Annotated in this window: 12 protein-coding genes and 1 pseudogene; 12 read left to right on the top strand and 1 reads right to left on the bottom strand. The window is 62.6% G+C overall.

The features are described 5' to 3' along the window. Positions 1–184 precede the first annotated feature (184 nt). The 7 genes and pseudogenes from DW796_RS00890 (at position 185) to DW796_RS00865 (ending at position 7,415) form a co-directional block, all read left to right on the top strand. Positions 185–1,291 (top strand): hypothetical protein, encoded by a 1,107-nt coding sequence (locus DW796_RS00890; RefSeq protein ID WP_233539627.1) that lies wholly within the window; start codon positions 185–187, stop codon positions 1,289–1,291. Between the two features lie 82 nt (positions 1,292–1,373). Then, positions 1,374–1,601, top strand: a pseudogene (locus DW796_RS10580) (transposase); the annotation flags it as partial. Continuing rightward, positions 1,502–2,554: an IS3 family transposase gene (locus DW796_RS00885; protein WP_158567660.1), complete on the top strand. Its 1,053-nt coding sequence runs from the start codon at positions 1,502–1,504 to the stop codon at positions 2,552–2,554. The pseudogene DW796_RS10580 and the gene DW796_RS00885, both read left to right, overlap by 100 nt. A gap of 994 nt (positions 2,555–3,548) precedes the next feature. Beyond that, positions 3,549–4,574 (top strand): quinolinate synthase NadA, encoded by a 1,026-nt coding sequence (gene nadA / locus DW796_RS00875; protein WP_118093979.1) that lies wholly within the window; start codon positions 3,549–3,551, stop codon positions 4,572–4,574. 28 nt (positions 4,575–4,602) lie between these two features. Next, positions 4,603–6,006 carry an FAD-binding protein gene (locus DW796_RS10510; protein ID WP_199579816.1) on the top strand — a complete coding sequence of 468 codons (1,404 nt, stop codon included), beginning with the start codon at positions 4,603–4,605 and terminating at the stop codon, positions 6,004–6,006. A 3-nt stretch (positions 6,007–6,009) separates the two neighbouring features. Continuing rightward, positions 6,010–6,870: a carboxylating nicotinate-nucleotide diphosphorylase gene (gene nadC, locus DW796_RS10505; RefSeq protein ID WP_117839956.1), complete on the top strand. Its 861-nt coding sequence runs from the start codon at positions 6,010–6,012 to the stop codon at positions 6,868–6,870. Next, a complete protein-coding gene (locus tag DW796_RS00865; RefSeq protein WP_117800607.1) occupies positions 6,870–7,415 on the top strand; it encodes a transcription repressor NadR in 546 nt (181 codons plus the stop codon). The genes nadC and DW796_RS00865 overlap by 1 nt, the downstream gene beginning before the upstream one ends. A 204-nt stretch (positions 7,416–7,619) precedes the next feature. Here DW796_RS00865 and DW796_RS00860 read toward each other — a convergent pair whose 3' ends face one another. Continuing rightward, positions 7,620–7,805 carry a DUF362 domain-containing protein gene (locus DW796_RS00860; RefSeq protein ID WP_006235216.1) on the bottom strand — a complete coding sequence of 62 codons (186 nt, stop codon included), beginning with the start codon at positions 7,803–7,805 and terminating at the stop codon, positions 7,620–7,622. Between the two features lie 658 nt (positions 7,806–8,463). Between DW796_RS00860 and dnaK the strand changes: the two genes are divergently transcribed. From dnaK to DW796_RS00835, 5 genes are all read left to right on the top strand, one after another. Further along, a complete protein-coding gene (dnaK, locus tag DW796_RS00855) occupies positions 8,464–10,356 on the top strand; it encodes a molecular chaperone DnaK (protein WP_117770263.1) in 1,893 nt (630 codons plus the stop codon). Positions 10,357–10,358: 2 nt separating this feature from the next. Next, positions 10,359–11,201 carry a nucleotide exchange factor GrpE gene (locus DW796_RS00850; protein ID WP_118093978.1) on the top strand — a complete coding sequence of 281 codons (843 nt, stop codon included), beginning with the start codon at positions 10,359–10,361 and terminating at the stop codon, positions 11,199–11,201. A gap of 107 nt (positions 11,202–11,308) precedes the next feature. Beyond that, complete coding sequence (locus DW796_RS00845) at positions 11,309–12,274, top strand: DnaJ C-terminal domain-containing protein (protein WP_118093977.1); 966 nt, start codon at positions 11,309–11,311, stop codon at positions 12,272–12,274. Between the two features lie 72 nt (positions 12,275–12,346). Continuing rightward, positions 12,347–12,763 carry a heat shock protein transcriptional repressor HspR gene (locus DW796_RS00840; RefSeq protein ID WP_118093976.1) on the top strand — a complete coding sequence of 139 codons (417 nt, stop codon included), beginning with the start codon at positions 12,347–12,349 and terminating at the stop codon, positions 12,761–12,763. Between the two features lie 445 nt (positions 12,764–13,208). Continuing rightward, positions 13,209–15,509 carry a hydratase gene (locus DW796_RS00835; protein ID WP_118093975.1) on the top strand — a complete coding sequence of 767 codons (2,301 nt, stop codon included), beginning with the start codon at positions 13,209–13,211 and terminating at the stop codon, positions 15,507–15,509. Positions 15,510–15,644: the final 135 nt, after the last annotated feature.

The raw sequence follows: 15,644 nt of genomic DNA, 5'->3' as shown, positions 1-15,644 counted from the left end.
GTATCACATTGAGACCAAGTCAAGAAGAATCGCTTCGGTCGAATCGCGTCTTTTGGGTGAGTTCTCAACGTCCGCTGCCGCTGGTTTCCACCGTATGCCGAAAACACCCGGACGATGCCGTGCAGATCGCTTCGCTCTGCTATAGTCTCCCAAATTCACGTTTTCTATTGGGATGGTGGTTAATATGGGCGACATACTCGAATCGTTCCTGCGCGTGGCGATGGTGGTGTTCATCGTCGGTCCGCTCACTGCATGGGTCGCCCGTCGCGGCGCGCGCGAGCGCAGTGAGGCGACGGACAGCCTCGATCGCTTCACGGTGCGCATGCCCGCTGCCATTCGCACGATCATCGCCTGCTGCGCCGTCGCGTTCGAACTGCTCATGCTGGGTGTCTACGTCTGGCAGGGCGTCTCGTTGGGCGAGTGGGACCACGAACTTGTGTGGTTCGGTCACGCCATGGCGCTCGCGGGCATGGCCATCTGGGCCCTGCTGAGCATCCCGCGCATCGACGTGGACGGTGAGCGAATTCTCTCGCGTAACGCCTTCGGCATCCGCAAGGAGACGACGTTTGGCCACATCACCCGTGCAACGCTTCACACGCAGATGATGAGGATCGACCTGTTCGAGGGCGACCGGAAGTTCTGCTCGATAAGCCTCGAGGGGGTGTGCTCGCTCAACCTCCTCGCCCGTCTGGAGGAAGAGGGCATCGAAGTCTCGGACGCCGTCGACGGCCCGATGACCAAGGCGGGTCTGTGTTGGTCTGCCATCAAGCCGTTGACGATTGTTTTCAACGGCATGGCGCTCGTCTTCTCGCTCGTGATCGCCTTCATGGCTGTTTTCACCGATGCTGGTGCTCGTCTGCTCTTGCTCGTCCCGTTCCTCTTCCTGTTCATAGGGGGACTCCTGCCCCTGCTCATGCTCAGCATGCCCGCCCGCGGCATCCTCGAGATCGGCAGGCAGGAGCGCGAACTCGGCTTCTCCTTCGCCGAGGAGATGGCAAGTCGAGGTACCACGGGCACTTCGCTTGTCGACGATGATTGGTTCATCGAGATCAGCAATGCCCGCGTCGTGGCGTTCCGTCGCGATTACCTCAAGAAGGTCACGGCGCACGAGAACAGCGAGAGCGGCGACCGTTGCACGGTGACCACGAAAGGCGGTCGCAAAATCAAGGTGTATGCAGCGGGCAGCACGCTCGAGGACCTGCGCTCGTGGTTCAAACAGGGTGCCAAGGCCAGAAGCACGCTCGACCGTGCAGAGGACGCGCTCGAGACGACGTCTGATTGGGTTGTCTGACCTGTATCGTCTTTTCGGACACGCATGCTAGAGGCCCAATCCTTTAGAATGCATTCATCGACGACCGAGAGGACGGTATGCTATGTCCAACCCAGCCGCCAAGTACACCGACGAGTTCAGGCGCGAGACCGCCGACTACATCATCTCGACGGGCAGGCCGATAACGGAATGCTGCGCAGAACTGGGCCTGAATTCCAAGACCGTGAACAAGTGGGTGCAGAATCGCCGGCGCGAGCTTGCCGGCGGGCCCGACCCCAAGGCCGAGGACCGCGAGCTTCGCGAGGCGAAAAGGCGCATACGCGAGCTCGAGATGGAGAACGCCTTCTTGAAAAAAGCCGCGGCCTTCTTCGCCAAAAGCCAGGCGTAGCCGCGTGCTACCGGATGATGTTGGCGGAGAAGGCCGAATTCCCGGTGAAAATGATGGCCCGCGTGCTCGGCGTGAGCCGATCGGGCTTCTACTCGTGGCTCTCCAACGGCTGCCCGCGAGAAGACTGGTCGGCCGAGCGCGAGGCGGTCCGGCGCGTGTGGCTGGAGTCGGACCGCAGGTTCGGCTTCCGGTTCGTGAAATGCTTCCTGCCCGGCGAGTTCTCCGGATTGACCCTGTACAGGGTGCGCAAGCTGATGCGCGAGCTGGGAATACGCGGCTGCACGCCCAACGCCAGGAAGCGCACCACCATCCCCGACCCGAAGGCCAGGCCCCGGCCCGACCTGGTGCGCCGCGACTTCACCAGTCCCGTTCCAACCTGCAAGCTCGTGGGCGACATCACCTACCTGCGCACCGGCGAGGGATGGCTGTACCTGTCGACGGTCATCGACCTCAACACCCGCATGGTGGTGGGCTGGTCGCTCTCCGAGCGCATGACCGCCGACATCGTGGTTTCGGCGCTGGCGTCGGCCAAATCGCGCGGCTACGTGGCCGGCAACGCGATATTCCACGCCGACCGCGGCGCCCAGTACACCAGCAGGCTTCTGGCCGAATGGGCGCGCGACAACGACGTGCGGCTGTCCTGCAGCCGCGCCGGCAACTGCCACGACAACGCGGTGGCCGAGTCGTTCCTCGCCACGCTGAAGAACGAGATGTACTACAGGCGCAGCTTCCCGACCAGGGATTCCGCCAAGCACGCGGTGGTCGAGTTCATCGAGGCGTACTACAACCGCCGAAGGCCCCGCTCGACGATCGGCTACAAGGTGCCGGCCGAGGCCATGGCGGCCTTCTTCGAGAGAACCGAGCCCAAGCTCGAGGCCATGCCTATGGCCGCTTGATTTCTCGAGCATGCGTGTCCGAAATCTTGACACAGGTCAGAAGGCCTCGATGCCAGCGCTGCGCCGATATGGGGCAGCGGCCCCCCGTTGGCCGCCATGGCCCTGACTTCCGAGCGTATGCTGGCGCCGCTCGTCTTAAGACGTTGACCTCCATCCGGAGCCTGCGGTTCTCGCGCTCGGGCTCCAGGATCCGGTTCTACTCGGGCGTGCGGTTGTCGGCGGCGCGCGGCGAGCCGGTCTCGTTTATCGACTTGACCCGCCTCTCCACGGTGCTCTTGTCGAGGTCGCACTCGTCCATGGCCTCGCGCCTGGGTTTTCCGGCGTTGTGGAGATCGACTATCTTCCTCTTGAACTCGTCGGTGAAATGCCTCGGTCTGGGGCCGGTCGAGGCCGAGCCCCCGGTCCGGCTGGGGTAGCATGTCGCTGCGGACCATTGTCTTTCCTCTCGTTGAATATCTAGGCGCTGACGATTCTAGGCGATGGCCCTCTCTTGCTTCTTACACCTCGATTGTGCTCGCTACCCCCAGCGGGCCCGGATCGAGCGATTCGGGCCCGCTTTTGGGGCCTGCCGGAAACCCGGTGGTCAAAAAGGGCCAAATATGAGTACTGTTACCAGTTTGGTGGCAGCCAAATGGCCTCAAAAATCGGTGCCAGAGGCCAAAAGTGCATCGATTTTCGTTCTTCAGAGTCGCGATCGGGCTCCAAACAAGGCGATTTTGCTGCTCTGGACCGGAAAATCGATGCTACTAATTTGGTGACAGTACTCATATTTGGCCCTTTTTGACCACTGCCCCTTGGTCCAGGACAAAACGGGCTGCCCGAATCATGGGGCGGGTCCATTTTCGGCTGTCCTCAGCTTGCCAGTTCGAAAATGGACCTGCCGCATGATTGAATCTTTATTTCAACTTTACACCTAGGTTTACAGCTGTCTTGTCAGCTGTAAACCTAGGTGTCATACTAAAGCCCCAAGATTCGCCAAAAGAGAGGGGCCTTGATGGCACAGAGCGCGAACATGGATGCGTCGGAGCTTGCACGCGACATTGCGGCCGGCCTGGCATCGGCAACGACGGCAACGGAGCGCGCGGCATTGGTGCCCGCAGAGCTCGTCGAGGCCATTCGGCAACTTAAAACCCAACGCGACGCGGTGATCCTGGCGCACTATTACGTGGCGCCCGAGGTCCAGGCTGTGGCCGATTACGTCGGCGACAGCTTCTACCTGGCAAAGCTTGCCAAGAGCCTGCCGCAGCAGACCATCGTGCTGTGCGGCGTGGAGTTTATGGGCGAGAGCGCCAAGCTGCTCAATCCCACCAAAACGGTGCTGTTGCCCGAGCCAGGCGCGGACTGTCCCATGGCGCACATGGTCAAGCGCGAGACGGTCGATGCGGCGCGCGCCGAGTATGGCGACGACCTGGCCGTGGTGTGCTACGTCAACTCGACGGTCGAGATCAAGAGCTGGAGTGACGTGTGCGTTACCAGCTCTAACGCCGTCAAGATCGTCTCCGAGCTGCCGCAGCAGCACGTCTTGTTCATTCCCGACCAGAACCTGGGCCGCTTTGTGGCCGAGCAGGTGCCCCAAAAGCACGTCATTCTCAACAACGGCTACTGCCCGCGTCATCACATCATCACGGTCGAGCAGATCGTCGACGCGCAGGAGGCGCACCCCGACGCGCTCGTGCTGGCGCACCCCGAGTGCAAGGCCGACGTCCTGGCCGAGGCCGACTACATCGGCTCCACTGCCGGCATCATCAAATATGCCGAGGAGTCGGACGCGAGCGAGTTCATCATCGTGACGGTCCGCGGCGTGCTCTACGAACTTGAGCGCCGCTGCCAGGGCACCGGCAAGATGTTCTACTTCCCTGCGGTGCAGCCCACCTGCGTCAACATGGACCTCATCACGCTCGAAAAGCTCGTGCGCTGCCTGGAGACGGGCGAGGGCGAGGTGCAGATCGGCGTCTCGGACGAGGCGGCAGACCAGGCCAAGCTCACGCTCGACCGCATGCTCGAGTACGCAGCACGCTAGAACAATGTGGCATGAGGGACGGTTCCTTATGTCACATTCAAGGGAGAGGATTCCTGTGGAAACCAAGCAATACCCCGATATGGAGTGCGACGTCGTCATTGCCGGCTGCGGCGTGGCGGGCCTGTACGCGGCGCTCAACCTGCCGACGAGTACGCGCGTGATCATGCTCTCCAAGGGCGCGGTCGACGAGTGCGATTCGATGCTCGCGCAGGGCGGCATCTGCGTGCTGCCCGAGGGCTCGGACTACGATGCCTTCTTTGAGGACACCATGCACGCCGGCCATTACGAGAACCGCCGCGAGAGCGTCGACATCATGATCCGCTCGAGCCGCTCGGTCATCAACGACCTGCTAGCGATGGGCGTGGATTTTGAGCGCAAGGCCGATGGCGGCCTCGACTTTACCCGCGAGGGCGCGCACAGCCGTCCGCGCATTGCCTTCCATGCCGACATTACGGGCAAGGAGATTACGACCAAGCTGCTTCAGGCCGTCCGCAAGCTGGACAACGTGCAGATTCTCGAACACGTTGCCATGACCGACATCCTGACGGCCGAGCGCGATGGGGCCACGGTGTGCACTGGTGTCGTCGCTGTTGCCGTGGACGAGGACGATTCAGCTCGCCCCGCCGACGAGCTGGCAAATGCCGCTGAGGGCGTGCATGTCGGTAAGCCGTTTAAGATCCATGCCCGCCATACGCTGTGGGCGACGGGCGGCATCGGTGGCGTATACGACCATTCGACCAACTACCCGCAGCTCACGGGCGACGCCTGCTACATCGCGCAGGAGCACGGCATTAAGATGGAGCACCTGGACTACGTGCAGATCCATCCCACGGGCCTGTTCTCGCCGCAGCCAGGCCGTACGTTCCTGATCAGCGAGAGCTGCCGCGGTGAGGGCGCGATTCTGCTCAATGCCGCCGGCGAGCGTTTTGCCGACGAGTTGCAGCCGCGCGACGTTGTCGCTGCCGCCATCCGCGAGCAGATGAAGCAGGACGGCACCGAGCACGAGTGGCTGAGCTTTGCCCCCGTCGAGCGCGACGTGGTGACTGGGCACTTTGCCAACATTCGCGCGCGCTGCCTTGAGGACGGCCGCGACATCTTGGACGAGCCCATCCCCGTTACGCCCACGCAGCACTACTTTATGGGCGGCGTATGGGTCGATAAGGACGGCCGCACTTCGATGCCCGAGCTCTACGCCGCGGGCGAGACGGCTTGCAACGGCGTTCACGGCAAGAATCGCCTTGCATCAAATAGTCTGCTCGAGGCGCTGGTCTGGGGTCGTCGCGCCGCGTGGTACATGCGCACCGGCGAGTCGCTGGCCGTGGAGCAGGCGGGCGAGCCCGCGCTCGATGGACGCCATCGCGCCCTGAGTTCCGATACCCTTGCAATCGATGATTTGGCCCGTGCCGCCGGCACGCAGGCCGCAGAGGAGTAGACCATGAATCCCATTACCATGAAGCTCGTCGTCGATGATCTGATTTTGCAGGCTCTGCGCGAGGACATTACGTTTGAGGACGTGAGCACGGCGAGCGTGTGCCCCACGGCGCGTCCCGCCACGGTGGAGCTTATCGCCAAGGCCGACGGCATCATCGCCGGCTTGGATGTGTTTGCCCGTACCTTTGAGCTGCTGGATTCGCAGAGCTCGGTGCTGCTCGACGTTGCCGATGGCGACGAGGTGCACGCCGGCGACCATGTGGGTCAGGTGCGCGGCGATGCGCGCGTGCTGCTTTCGGGTGAGCGCGTGGCGCTCAACTACCTGCAGCGCATGAGCGGCATCGCTACCTACACGCACAGCATGGCCGCGGCGCTCGAGGGAACCAAGACCGTGCTCGTCGACACGCGCAAGACCACGCCGGGCATGCGCGTGTTTGAGAAGGCGGCGGTTGAGATTGGCGGCGGCAGCAACCACCGCTACAACCTGTCGACGGCCGTCATGCTCAAGGACAACCATATCGATGCCGCCGGTGGCGTGACGCGCGCGATCGAGATGGCGCGCGCCCATGCGTCGTTTACCACGACAGTTGAGATTGAGTGCGAGAACCTGGACATGGTGCGCGAAGCCGTGGAGGCCGGTGCCGACATTATCATGCTCGACAACATGACCCATGACGACATGGCCGCCGCCATCGAGCTTATCGCCGGTCGCGCCAAGACCGAGTGCTCGGGCAACGTGGACGCCAGCAACATTCGCGCCCTGGCCGATCTGGGTGTCGACTATATTAGCTCGGGCGCCCTGACGCACTCTGCGCCGATCCTCGACCTCTCGCTTAAGCACCTGCGTCTGCTGGACGGTAAATAATGAACGCCCGCGAGCGTCGCCGTGCCATCATGGGCGTGCTCGAAGGAGCCAAGGAGCCCGTTTCGGGCAGCGCACTTGCCCGCGAGGTTGGCGTGAGCCGTCAGGTCGTGGTTCAGGATATTGCCCTGTTGCGTGCCGATGGGCACGATATCGTGGCGACCAACCGCGGCTACGTGCTGCAGGAGGCCCCCAGCAGCCCCGCCGTGCCCACGCGCTTGGTCAAGGTTCGCCACAGCGTGGAGCAGGCAGGCGATGAGCTCACGAGTATCGTCGACGCCGGTGGCGCCGTGCTCAACGTGATCGTCAATCACCGCGTGTACGGCAAGATCACGGCCGACCTGGACATCCGCAACCGCCGCGATGTCGAGCGCTACCTAGAGGGCATCGCCAGCGGCAAGAGCTTCCCGCTGCTGACGGTGACGAGCGGCTACCACTTCCATCGCATCGCGGCGGAAGACGAGCAGACCCTCGACGAGATCGAGGCCATGCTCAAGGAGAAAGGCTACCTTGCCGATTTAATGCCCTACGAGGATGATTTGTCCTAACCCGATACTGTCTTTATAAGTTGCGGTGAAATAGTTCCTACAATCGGCACCTAAGCAATGAGCCAGGAACTATTCCACCGCAACTGCCAAGGTAGCCCCGTCCCCAATTAGCTGCCTGTACAAACAAAAGGAGGCCTCCGCGGCGATGCGGAAGCCTCCTTTTTTGTGCACGGTGTACTTTTGAGTGTGCAAGTGGGGGAGTTGTTACTCCTCGACGATCTCGGTGATCGCGCCAGCGGGGCAAGCGTCCTGGCAAGCGCCACAGGCGACGCAGGAGTCCTCGTCGGCGACGGTAGCGACGTCCTGGAGCTCCAGAACGCCAGCGGGGCAGGAGTCGACGCAAACGCCACAAGCGATGCACTCGTCGGCATCAATTACGGGATGAGCCATGGTAGTTTCCTCTCTGTTGACCGACGCTACAGGCGATGCGCGTCGGTTTGATTCGGGCAAAAACATACCACGGGAGCGACCGTTTGCAATACCCTCTGGCCGGCATCTTCATACCGTTCGCCGAGTATGCCAAGGTTTACTAAAAAACGCGCAGGTGGGGCCGTTGAGCTGCGCAAATGTTAGCTATAGGTGACTTGTAATATTGACCTATTGAGCGCGCCTGCGGAAAGGGCATCCCGTTATTTGGCCGAAAACCGGGTCGCAGTTTCCGGTTGGGCCCGCTAGCGGAAACTGCGACCCGGTATCAGCTCTCAAAACGGGATACGGTTTCCGGTTGAGCCTTCAGACGGAAACTGCGACCCGGAATCCACGCTCAAACCGGGATGCGCTTGCCGCAAGACGGCCCCCAGGCACCCCCGGACGCAAACCTCAGTCAACTCTACATAGATCTCAATAGATCTGCCGAGAACTCAAACAGTGCATCTACCTGCACATTTGAGAACCTAAACTCTCAGAGATAAGAAATCTTATATGAATTGACTTAGATTTTGTATATTCCAGCCCATAAGGGGATACACTACATCCTGAAAGACAAGCCGAAGCGCCGCGCGACAGACCGTCGAGGCGGCGCGAACGCAAAAGAGAGAGGGAATTTCTAATGAGTAAGATTCTTGGTATCGACCTTGGTACTACTAACTCCGCAATGGCCGTTCTCGAGGGCGGTTCTCCGACCATTATCGTGAACGCCGAGGGCGACCGCACCACCCCGTCCGTCGTGGGCTTCCGCGCCGACGGCGACCGCGTTGTGGGTAAGGCCGCTAAGAACCAGGCCGTCACCAACCCCAAGAACACCGTGTTCTCCATCAAGCGCTTCATGGGCCGCAAGTACTCCGAGTGCACCTCCGAGATCAAGACCGTGCCGTATGAGGTCAAGGAGGGCCAGGGTGGCCGTGCCGTCGTCGATATCGAGGGCAAGGACTACACCGCCGAGCAGGTGAGCGCCATGACGCTCGCCAAGATGAAGGCTGACGCCGAGAAGTATCTGGGCGAGACCGTCACCGACGCCGTCATCACCGTCCCGGCCTACTTCAACGACGCCCAGCGTCAGGCCACCAAGGACGCCGGTAAGATCGCCGGCCTCAACGTCAAGCGTATCGTCAACGAGCCGACTGCTGCTGCTCTTGCCTATGGCCTGGACAAGCAGGGCACCGACCAGCGCATCCTGGTCTTCGACCTGGGCGGCGGTACCTTCGACGTCTCCATCCTCGACCTCGCCGACGGCGTGTTTGAGGTTCTGTCCACCTCGGGCGACAACCACCTGGGCGGCGACGACTGGGATCAGCGCGTCATCGATTGGATGGCCGATAAGTTCCAGCAGGAGAACGGTGTCGACCTGCGTCAGGACCCCATGGCCCTGCAGCGTCTGAAGGAGGCCGCCGAGAACGCCAAGAAGGAGCTCTCCGCAGCCCAGCAGTCCACCATCAACCTGCCGTTCATCACCATGAACCAGTCTGGCCCGCTGCACCTCAACTACACGCTGACCCGCGCCGAGTTCGAGAAGATCACCCGTGACCTGCTCGAGCGCTGCAAGCAGCCTGTCACCAACGCCCTGCGCGATGCTAAGCTCAAGCTCTCCGATCTGACCGAGGTCATCCTCGTCGGCGGCTCCACTCGTATGCCCGCCGTCCAGGAGCTCGTCAAGACCATGACCGGCAAGCAGCCCAACATGTCCGTGAACCCCGACGAGGTCGTTGCCGACGGCGCTGCCGTCCAGGGCGGCGTGCTCACCGGCGACGTCGAGGGCATCCTGCTGCTCGACGTTACCCCGCTGTCGCTGGGTGTCGAGACCATGGGCGGCATCATGACCAAGATGATCGACCGCAACACCACGATCCCGACCTCCAAGACCGAGGTCTACTCCACCGCTGCCGACAACCAGACCAGCGTCGAGATCAACGTGCTCCAGGGCGAGCGCGAGCTTGCCCGCGACAACAAGTCGCTCGGTAAGTTCCAGCTGACCGGTATCCCGGCTGCCCGTCGCGGCGTGCCGCAGATCGAGGTCACCTTCGACATCGACGCCAACGGCATCGTCAAGGTCTCCGCTAAGGACAAGGGCACCGGCAAGGAGCAGCAGATCACCATCTCCGGCTCCACCGCCCTGTCCGACGACGAAGTCGATCGTATGGTCAAGGACGCCGAGGCTCATGCCGAGGAGGACAAGAAGCAGAAGGAAGAGGTCGAGGTCCGTAACCAGACCGATAGCCTGTGCTACTCCACCGAGCAGACCCTCAACGAGCTGGGCGACAAGGTTTCCGCCGACGTGAAGTCCAAGGCCGAGGCCGCTATCGCCGACGCCAAGAAGGCGCTCGAGGGCTCTGACGTCGAGGCTATCAAGGCCGCCGGCGAGTCCCTGCAGTCCGTGGCCTACGAGCTGGCCCAGGTTGTCTACGCCGACGCTCAGCAGCAGACCGACGGCGCCGCTGGTGCCCAGCCTGCCGACGATGACGTGGTCGACGCCGACTACGAGGTTGTGGACGACGAGGACAAGTAATCATGTCCGCCCGTAAAGCTCGCACGGAGGCGGCCGCCGCTGGCGCCGCCCCCGTTGACTCTGAGGAGAAGGACGTGAAGATTCCCGTAGAGGCCGTCGACGATACCGAGGCCAACGAGGCCGAGGCCGCCGAGGCTGCCGAGAACCAGGTAGAGGATTCTAACAAGGAGGCGACGATGACCGAGGACGAGATGGTGGAAGCCGCTATCCGCGCCGGTGAGGAAGCCGCCGACAACGACTTTAAGCTCAAGTTCGAGCAGGCCCAAAAGGAGCTTGCCGACGTGCGCAATGAGCTCGATGCTGCGGCAGAGGCTCAGAAGGCCGCCGAGGACAAGGCGAAGGACGCCACTGAGCGCACCGCCCGTTTGCAGGCCGACTGGGAGAACTTCCGTCGCCGCACCGCCAACGAGCGCATCGCCGAGCGCGAGCGCGCGACCGAGAAGCTTGTCACCGCGCTGTTGCCGGTGATTGACGATATCGAGCGCGCGATCGACCATGCCCGCAGTCAAGAGCTTTCCGACGACTTTAAGCAGTTCGTCGATGGCGTTGACGCGGTGCATGCCAAGTTGCTCGACGTGTTTGCGCACGAGGGTGTTGAGCCCATCGACCCCAAGGGCGAGGCGTTCGACCCGCTCGAGCATCAGGCCGTGGGTCGTGTGGAGGACGCATCGCAGTACGACGAGACCGTCAACGACGTGTACCAGAAGGGCTACCGCATGGCGGATCGCATCCTGCGCTCCGCGATGGTGACGGTGACTTACGGCGGCGAGAAGCGCCCCGCACCGGAGCCCGAAGCGGCGCCCGAGGATGCTGCGGCCGATACGGCCGAGAGCACCGAGGAGTAATTGAGAAGGGCCCCGGGGCAACACCCGGGGCCCTTTCTGGCCTAGTGCCATATGACAGCATGAGCCGCCGCCCGTTGGGCGGTGGATGAAACAGGAGAGGAGCTACGATGGCTGCAGGCAAAACCTTCTATGACATCCTGGGCGTATCCAAGAGCGCCTCCGACAAAGAGATCAAGAGCGCGTTTCGCAAGCTCGCGCAAAAATATCACCCCGATGCCGGCGGCGACGAGGCCAAGTTCAAGGAGATCAGCGAGGCCTACGAGACGCTTTCGGACGAGAAGAAGCGCAAAGAGTACGACCAGATGCTCATGTTTGGCGGCATGCCGGGCGCGGGCGGCGCGTATGGCGGCGGCTACGGTGCCGGCGCTGGTGCGAGCGGCTGGGGCGATATCTTCGACAGCATCTTTAGCGGCAACGGCGCCTGGGGCAGCGATTGGGGCTCGGGCTTTGCCGGGGCTGCGGGCGCTGCCGGTGCCGGCGCGGGTCGCAGCCGCGCTCGCAAGGGCGGCGACCTATCGCTGACCGTCGATGTGACGGCCGAGGACGCGTTTCACGGCGTGACGCACAAGGTCACCTATCGCATTCCCTCGACAGGCGAGCAGCAGACCATCACGGTCTCGGTGCCCGCGGGCGCGGTCGACGGCGGCAAGCTACGCTACAAGCGTCGCGGCGAGTATGGCGTTGCGGGTGGCGAGCGCGGCGACCTGGTCGTGACCACGCATGTGGAGGAGCACCCGCTGTTTAAGCGCAAAGGCGCCGACGTGACCATGGAGGTACCGGTCTCGGTCTACGAGGCGGCGCTCGGCTGCACGGTGGACGTGCCTACGCCCGGCGGTGCGACGGTCCGTTTGAAAGTGCCCGCGGGTACCCAGACGGGCAAGAAGTTCCGCTTTAAGGAGATGGGCGCGCCCGATGTTAAGCACCGTGGCCGCACAGGCGCGCTGCTCGTCGAGATTAAGGTGCAGGTTCCCACGAACCTGTCCGATGACGAGCGCGATGCCATGGCCAAGCTGCGCGAGGCCGACACGCGCGACTACCGCGAGAAGGTCAACCGTTACAAGGCGACGTACTAGTTTGGTTGTGGCGCCCGCGCCTGTCCACGGGCTTATGATGGACGATAACGAGACGGAAAGGGGTCAGGTAGCATGGCCGAGGACAATAGGAACAAACCGCTGTACATGATCAGCGTGGCGGCCGAGCTGACCGGCATGCACCCGCAGACTCTGCGCGTCTACGAGTCCAAAGGCTTGGTGAATCCCCAGCGCTCGGGCGGTAACACGCGTCTGTATTCGCGTGCCGATATCGAGCGCCTGGAGCTCATCAACCAACTGACCGACGAGGGCATCAACCTTGCCGGCGTGGTGCGCATCCTCGATATGAAGGAGCGTGCCGAGGAGCGCGAGCGCGAGAACGAAAAGCTCCGCGCCCACGTGCGCCAGCTCGAGGACGAACTGCACGAGTACAAGATGCAGAAGAAGATCACCGCCCTTGCCCCGCGCGACGGTTCGGTCAACCCCGAGCAAGTCATGCGCAAGCTGCTAGGTACGGGTAGCGACCTATAGCTCCGCCGACGCTGCCGGGCACTCATTGGGGACAGACTTAAATGAGTAGTAGTTCCGCCGTTCTACCGAACGGCGGACCAGTTGACGCTGCGCGCCGCCCAGAGCGACAATTTGTCATTCAAAGGGCAAGGCATGACCAGAAGGTCTATGCCTTGCCCTTTTCATGCCAACTTGTTCGCTCTGGACGTCGCTCGCTGTCCGTCCTCTACCTGCGGCGCTGCCTTGCTCCGGATGCGGTAGGGTAGTCATTGGGGACGTTCTTAAATGACTAGTCGCAAGGGACACTCTTGCACCAAATCTGCCGGCCTATACCGGGCTCGTCCTATGCTTTACTGAGATAAAGTGAACGTGCAGATTCGTAACCCACTCGCAACCGTTCTATGGCACGATATTGAACGAATGTATGCTATGCGCCCAAATCGTTTTGGGCAGAGTGGGAGACAGTATGGTCAAGCTGTACGAGGACGGCATCTACCTGCGCGGCGGCAGCGAGGTTGTGCCTGCGGCCGAGGCTGCCGAGCGCGGTATTACGCAGACGCCCGAGGATGCCAAGCGCGGCACCATCGCGTATTCGATCCTCCAGGCACACAATACGTCCGGAGATCCCGAGGCACTCAAGATTCGCTTCGACGCCATGGCGAGCCACGACATCACCTTTGTCGGCATCATCCAGACGGCGCGCGCCTCGGGCATGGAGCAGTTCCCGCTGCCTTACGTGCTCACCAACTGCCATAATTCGCTGTGCGCCGTGGGCGGCACCATCAACGAGGACGACCACGTCTTTGGCCTCTCGGCCGCCAAGAAGTACGGTGGCATCTTCGTTCCGCCGCATATCGCCGTTATCCACTCCTTTATGCGTGAGAACTTCGCGGGCTGCGGCAAGATGATCCTGGGTTCCGACTCGCACACCCGCTATGGCGCTCTGGGCACTATGGCCGTGGGCGAGGGCGGCGGCGAGCTGGCAAAGCAACTGCTGCGCGACACCTACGACGTCGCCTATCCCGGCGTCGTCGCCATCTACCTCACGGGTGCCCCGCGCCCCGGCGTCGGCCCGCACGATGTGGCGCTCGCCATCATCCGCGCTGTCTTTGCCAAGGGCTACGTCAAGAACAAGGTCATGGAGTTTGTGGGCCCCGGCATCGCGAGCATGACGACCGACTACCGCAACGGCGTCGACGTCATGACCACCGAGACCACCTGTCTGTCGAGCATCTGGGCCACCGACGAGGACACGCACGCATTCCTGGCCATGCACGGCCGCGGCGACGACTACCGCGAGCTCAAGCCTGCCGATGTTGCCTACTACGACGGCTGCGTCGAGGTCGATCTGTCGAGCATCAAGCCCATGATTGCGCTGCCGTTCCATCCTTCCAACGGCTTTGAGATTGACGAGCTCAACGAGAACCTCGAGGACATCCTTCACGAGGTGGAGCTCGAGGCCGCTAAGATCGGCGAGGGCAAGACGCACTTTAGCCTGCTCGACAAGATCGTCGACGGCAAGCTGCACGTGCAGCAGGGCGTTATCGCCGGCTGCTCGGGCGGCAACTACGACTCCGTGGTCCAGGCTGCCCGCGTGCTCAAGGGCGCCAACACCGGCTGCGGCGAGTTCTCGCTGTCGGTCTATCCCACGAGCCAGCCCGTGGCGCTCGAACTTACACGCCGCGGCTACATCTACGACCTCATGGAGGCCGGCGCAATCGTGCGCACGGCATTCTGCGGCCCGTGCTTCGGCGCCGGCGACACGCCCGCCAACAACGGCCTTTCGATCCGTCACACCACGCGCAACTTCCCCAACCGCGAGGGTTCCAAGCCGGGTAATGGCCAGCTGAGCGCCGTGGCCCTGATGGACGCCCGCTCCATTGCGGCAACGGCTGCCAACGGCGGCGTCCTGACGCCGGCGACCGACCTGCCCGAGGACACTTGGGACGAGGCCTGCGAGTACACCTTTGACGACGCGCCGTACAAGAAGCGCGTGTACTGGGGCTTTGGCAAGGCGGAGCCTGCCGACGAGCTGGTCGAAGGCCCCAACATCAAGCCGTGGCCCGCGATGGAGCCGCTCGGCGACGACATCCTGCTCAAGGTTTGCTCCAAGATCATGGACCCGGTCACCACGACCGACGAGCTCATTCCCTCGGGCGAGACGAGCTCCTTCCGCTCCAACCCGCTGGGCCTGGCTGAGTTTACGCTGAGCCGCCGCGACCCGGCCTACGTGGGTCGCTCCAAGGAGGTCGACGCTGTGGAGAAGCGTCGCGTTGCCGGCGAGTCCGCGGGCGACCTGGCGGCGTTCGATGCCGAGCTTGCCGGTGTGTTTGAGGCGCTGGCCGGCGCGGGTGTCGCGGCCGATGCCAAGGCGACCGAGTTCGGTTCCATGATTTACGCCAAGAAGCCTGGCGACGGCAGCGCCCGCGAGCAGGCCGCGAGCTGCCAGCGCGTAATTGGCGGCCTGGCCAACATCGTCCACGAGTACGCCACCAAGCGCTATCGCTCCAACGTGATGAACTGGGGCATGGTGCCCTTCCAGATGGAGGCCGAGCCCAACTTTGAGGTGGGCGATTACGTCTTTGTGCCGGGTATCCGTGCCGCGCTCGATGGCGACCTGAAGGACATCGCCGCCTACGTGGTGCGCGCCGATGGTGCGGTCGAGCAGATTGAGCTCTACATTGCCGATATGACGGCAGAGGAGCGTGCCATCGTCAAGGCCGGCTGCCTGATCAACTACAACAAGTTCAAGGCCGCTGCCGAGTAGCGCACTTAATTGTCCGCCCGGGGCTTACCCTTTCCCGCCCGCTCACGCGCTTCACGAGGGCCGCGTTCGGGAAAGGGTAAGCCCCGGGCTACATTTCTGCGTTCTCGTTGGGTCTTGAGGGACGCTAATAAATAG

Origin of the sequence: Collinsella sp. AM31-2AC (genome assembly GCF_003469285.1) — a bacterium.
GTDB classification, from domain to species: domain Bacteria; phylum Actinomycetota; class Coriobacteriia; order Coriobacteriales; family Coriobacteriaceae; genus Collinsella; species Collinsella aerofaciens_AT.
Note: the sequence above shows the minus strand (reverse complement) of the source record. Positions and strands in the feature narration are given on the sequence as shown.

Coding starts and splice junctions, on each gene's coding strand:
- DW796_RS00860 (WP_006235216.1), bottom strand. CDS start 7,805: ATGGCTCATCCCGTAATTGATGCCGACGAGTGCATCGCTTGTGGCGTT.
- nadA (WP_118093979.1), top strand. CDS start 3,549: ATGGCACAGAGCGCGAACATGGATGCGTCGGAGCTTGCACGCGACATT.
- DW796_RS00835 (WP_118093975.1), top strand. CDS start 13,209: ATGGTCAAGCTGTACGAGGACGGCATCTACCTGCGCGGCGGCAGCGAG.
- DW796_RS00850 (WP_118093978.1), top strand. CDS start 10,359: ATGTCCGCCCGTAAAGCTCGCACGGAGGCGGCCGCCGCTGGCGCCGCC.
- dnaK (WP_117770263.1), top strand. CDS start 8,464: ATGAGTAAGATTCTTGGTATCGACCTTGGTACTACTAACTCCGCAATG.
- DW796_RS00845 (WP_118093977.1), top strand. CDS start 11,309: ATGGCTGCAGGCAAAACCTTCTATGACATCCTGGGCGTATCCAAGAGC.
- nadC (WP_117839956.1), top strand. CDS start 6,010: ATGAATCCCATTACCATGAAGCTCGTCGTCGATGATCTGATTTTGCAG.
- DW796_RS10510 (WP_199579816.1), top strand. CDS start 4,603: ATGTCACATTCAAGGGAGAGGATTCCTGTGGAAACCAAGCAATACCCC.
- DW796_RS00840 (WP_118093976.1), top strand. CDS start 12,347: ATGGCCGAGGACAATAGGAACAAACCGCTGTACATGATCAGCGTGGCG.
- DW796_RS00865 (WP_117800607.1), top strand. CDS start 6,870: ATGAACGCCCGCGAGCGTCGCCGTGCCATCATGGGCGTGCTCGAAGGA.
- DW796_RS00890 (WP_233539627.1), top strand. CDS start 185: ATGGGCGACATACTCGAATCGTTCCTGCGCGTGGCGATGGTGGTGTTC.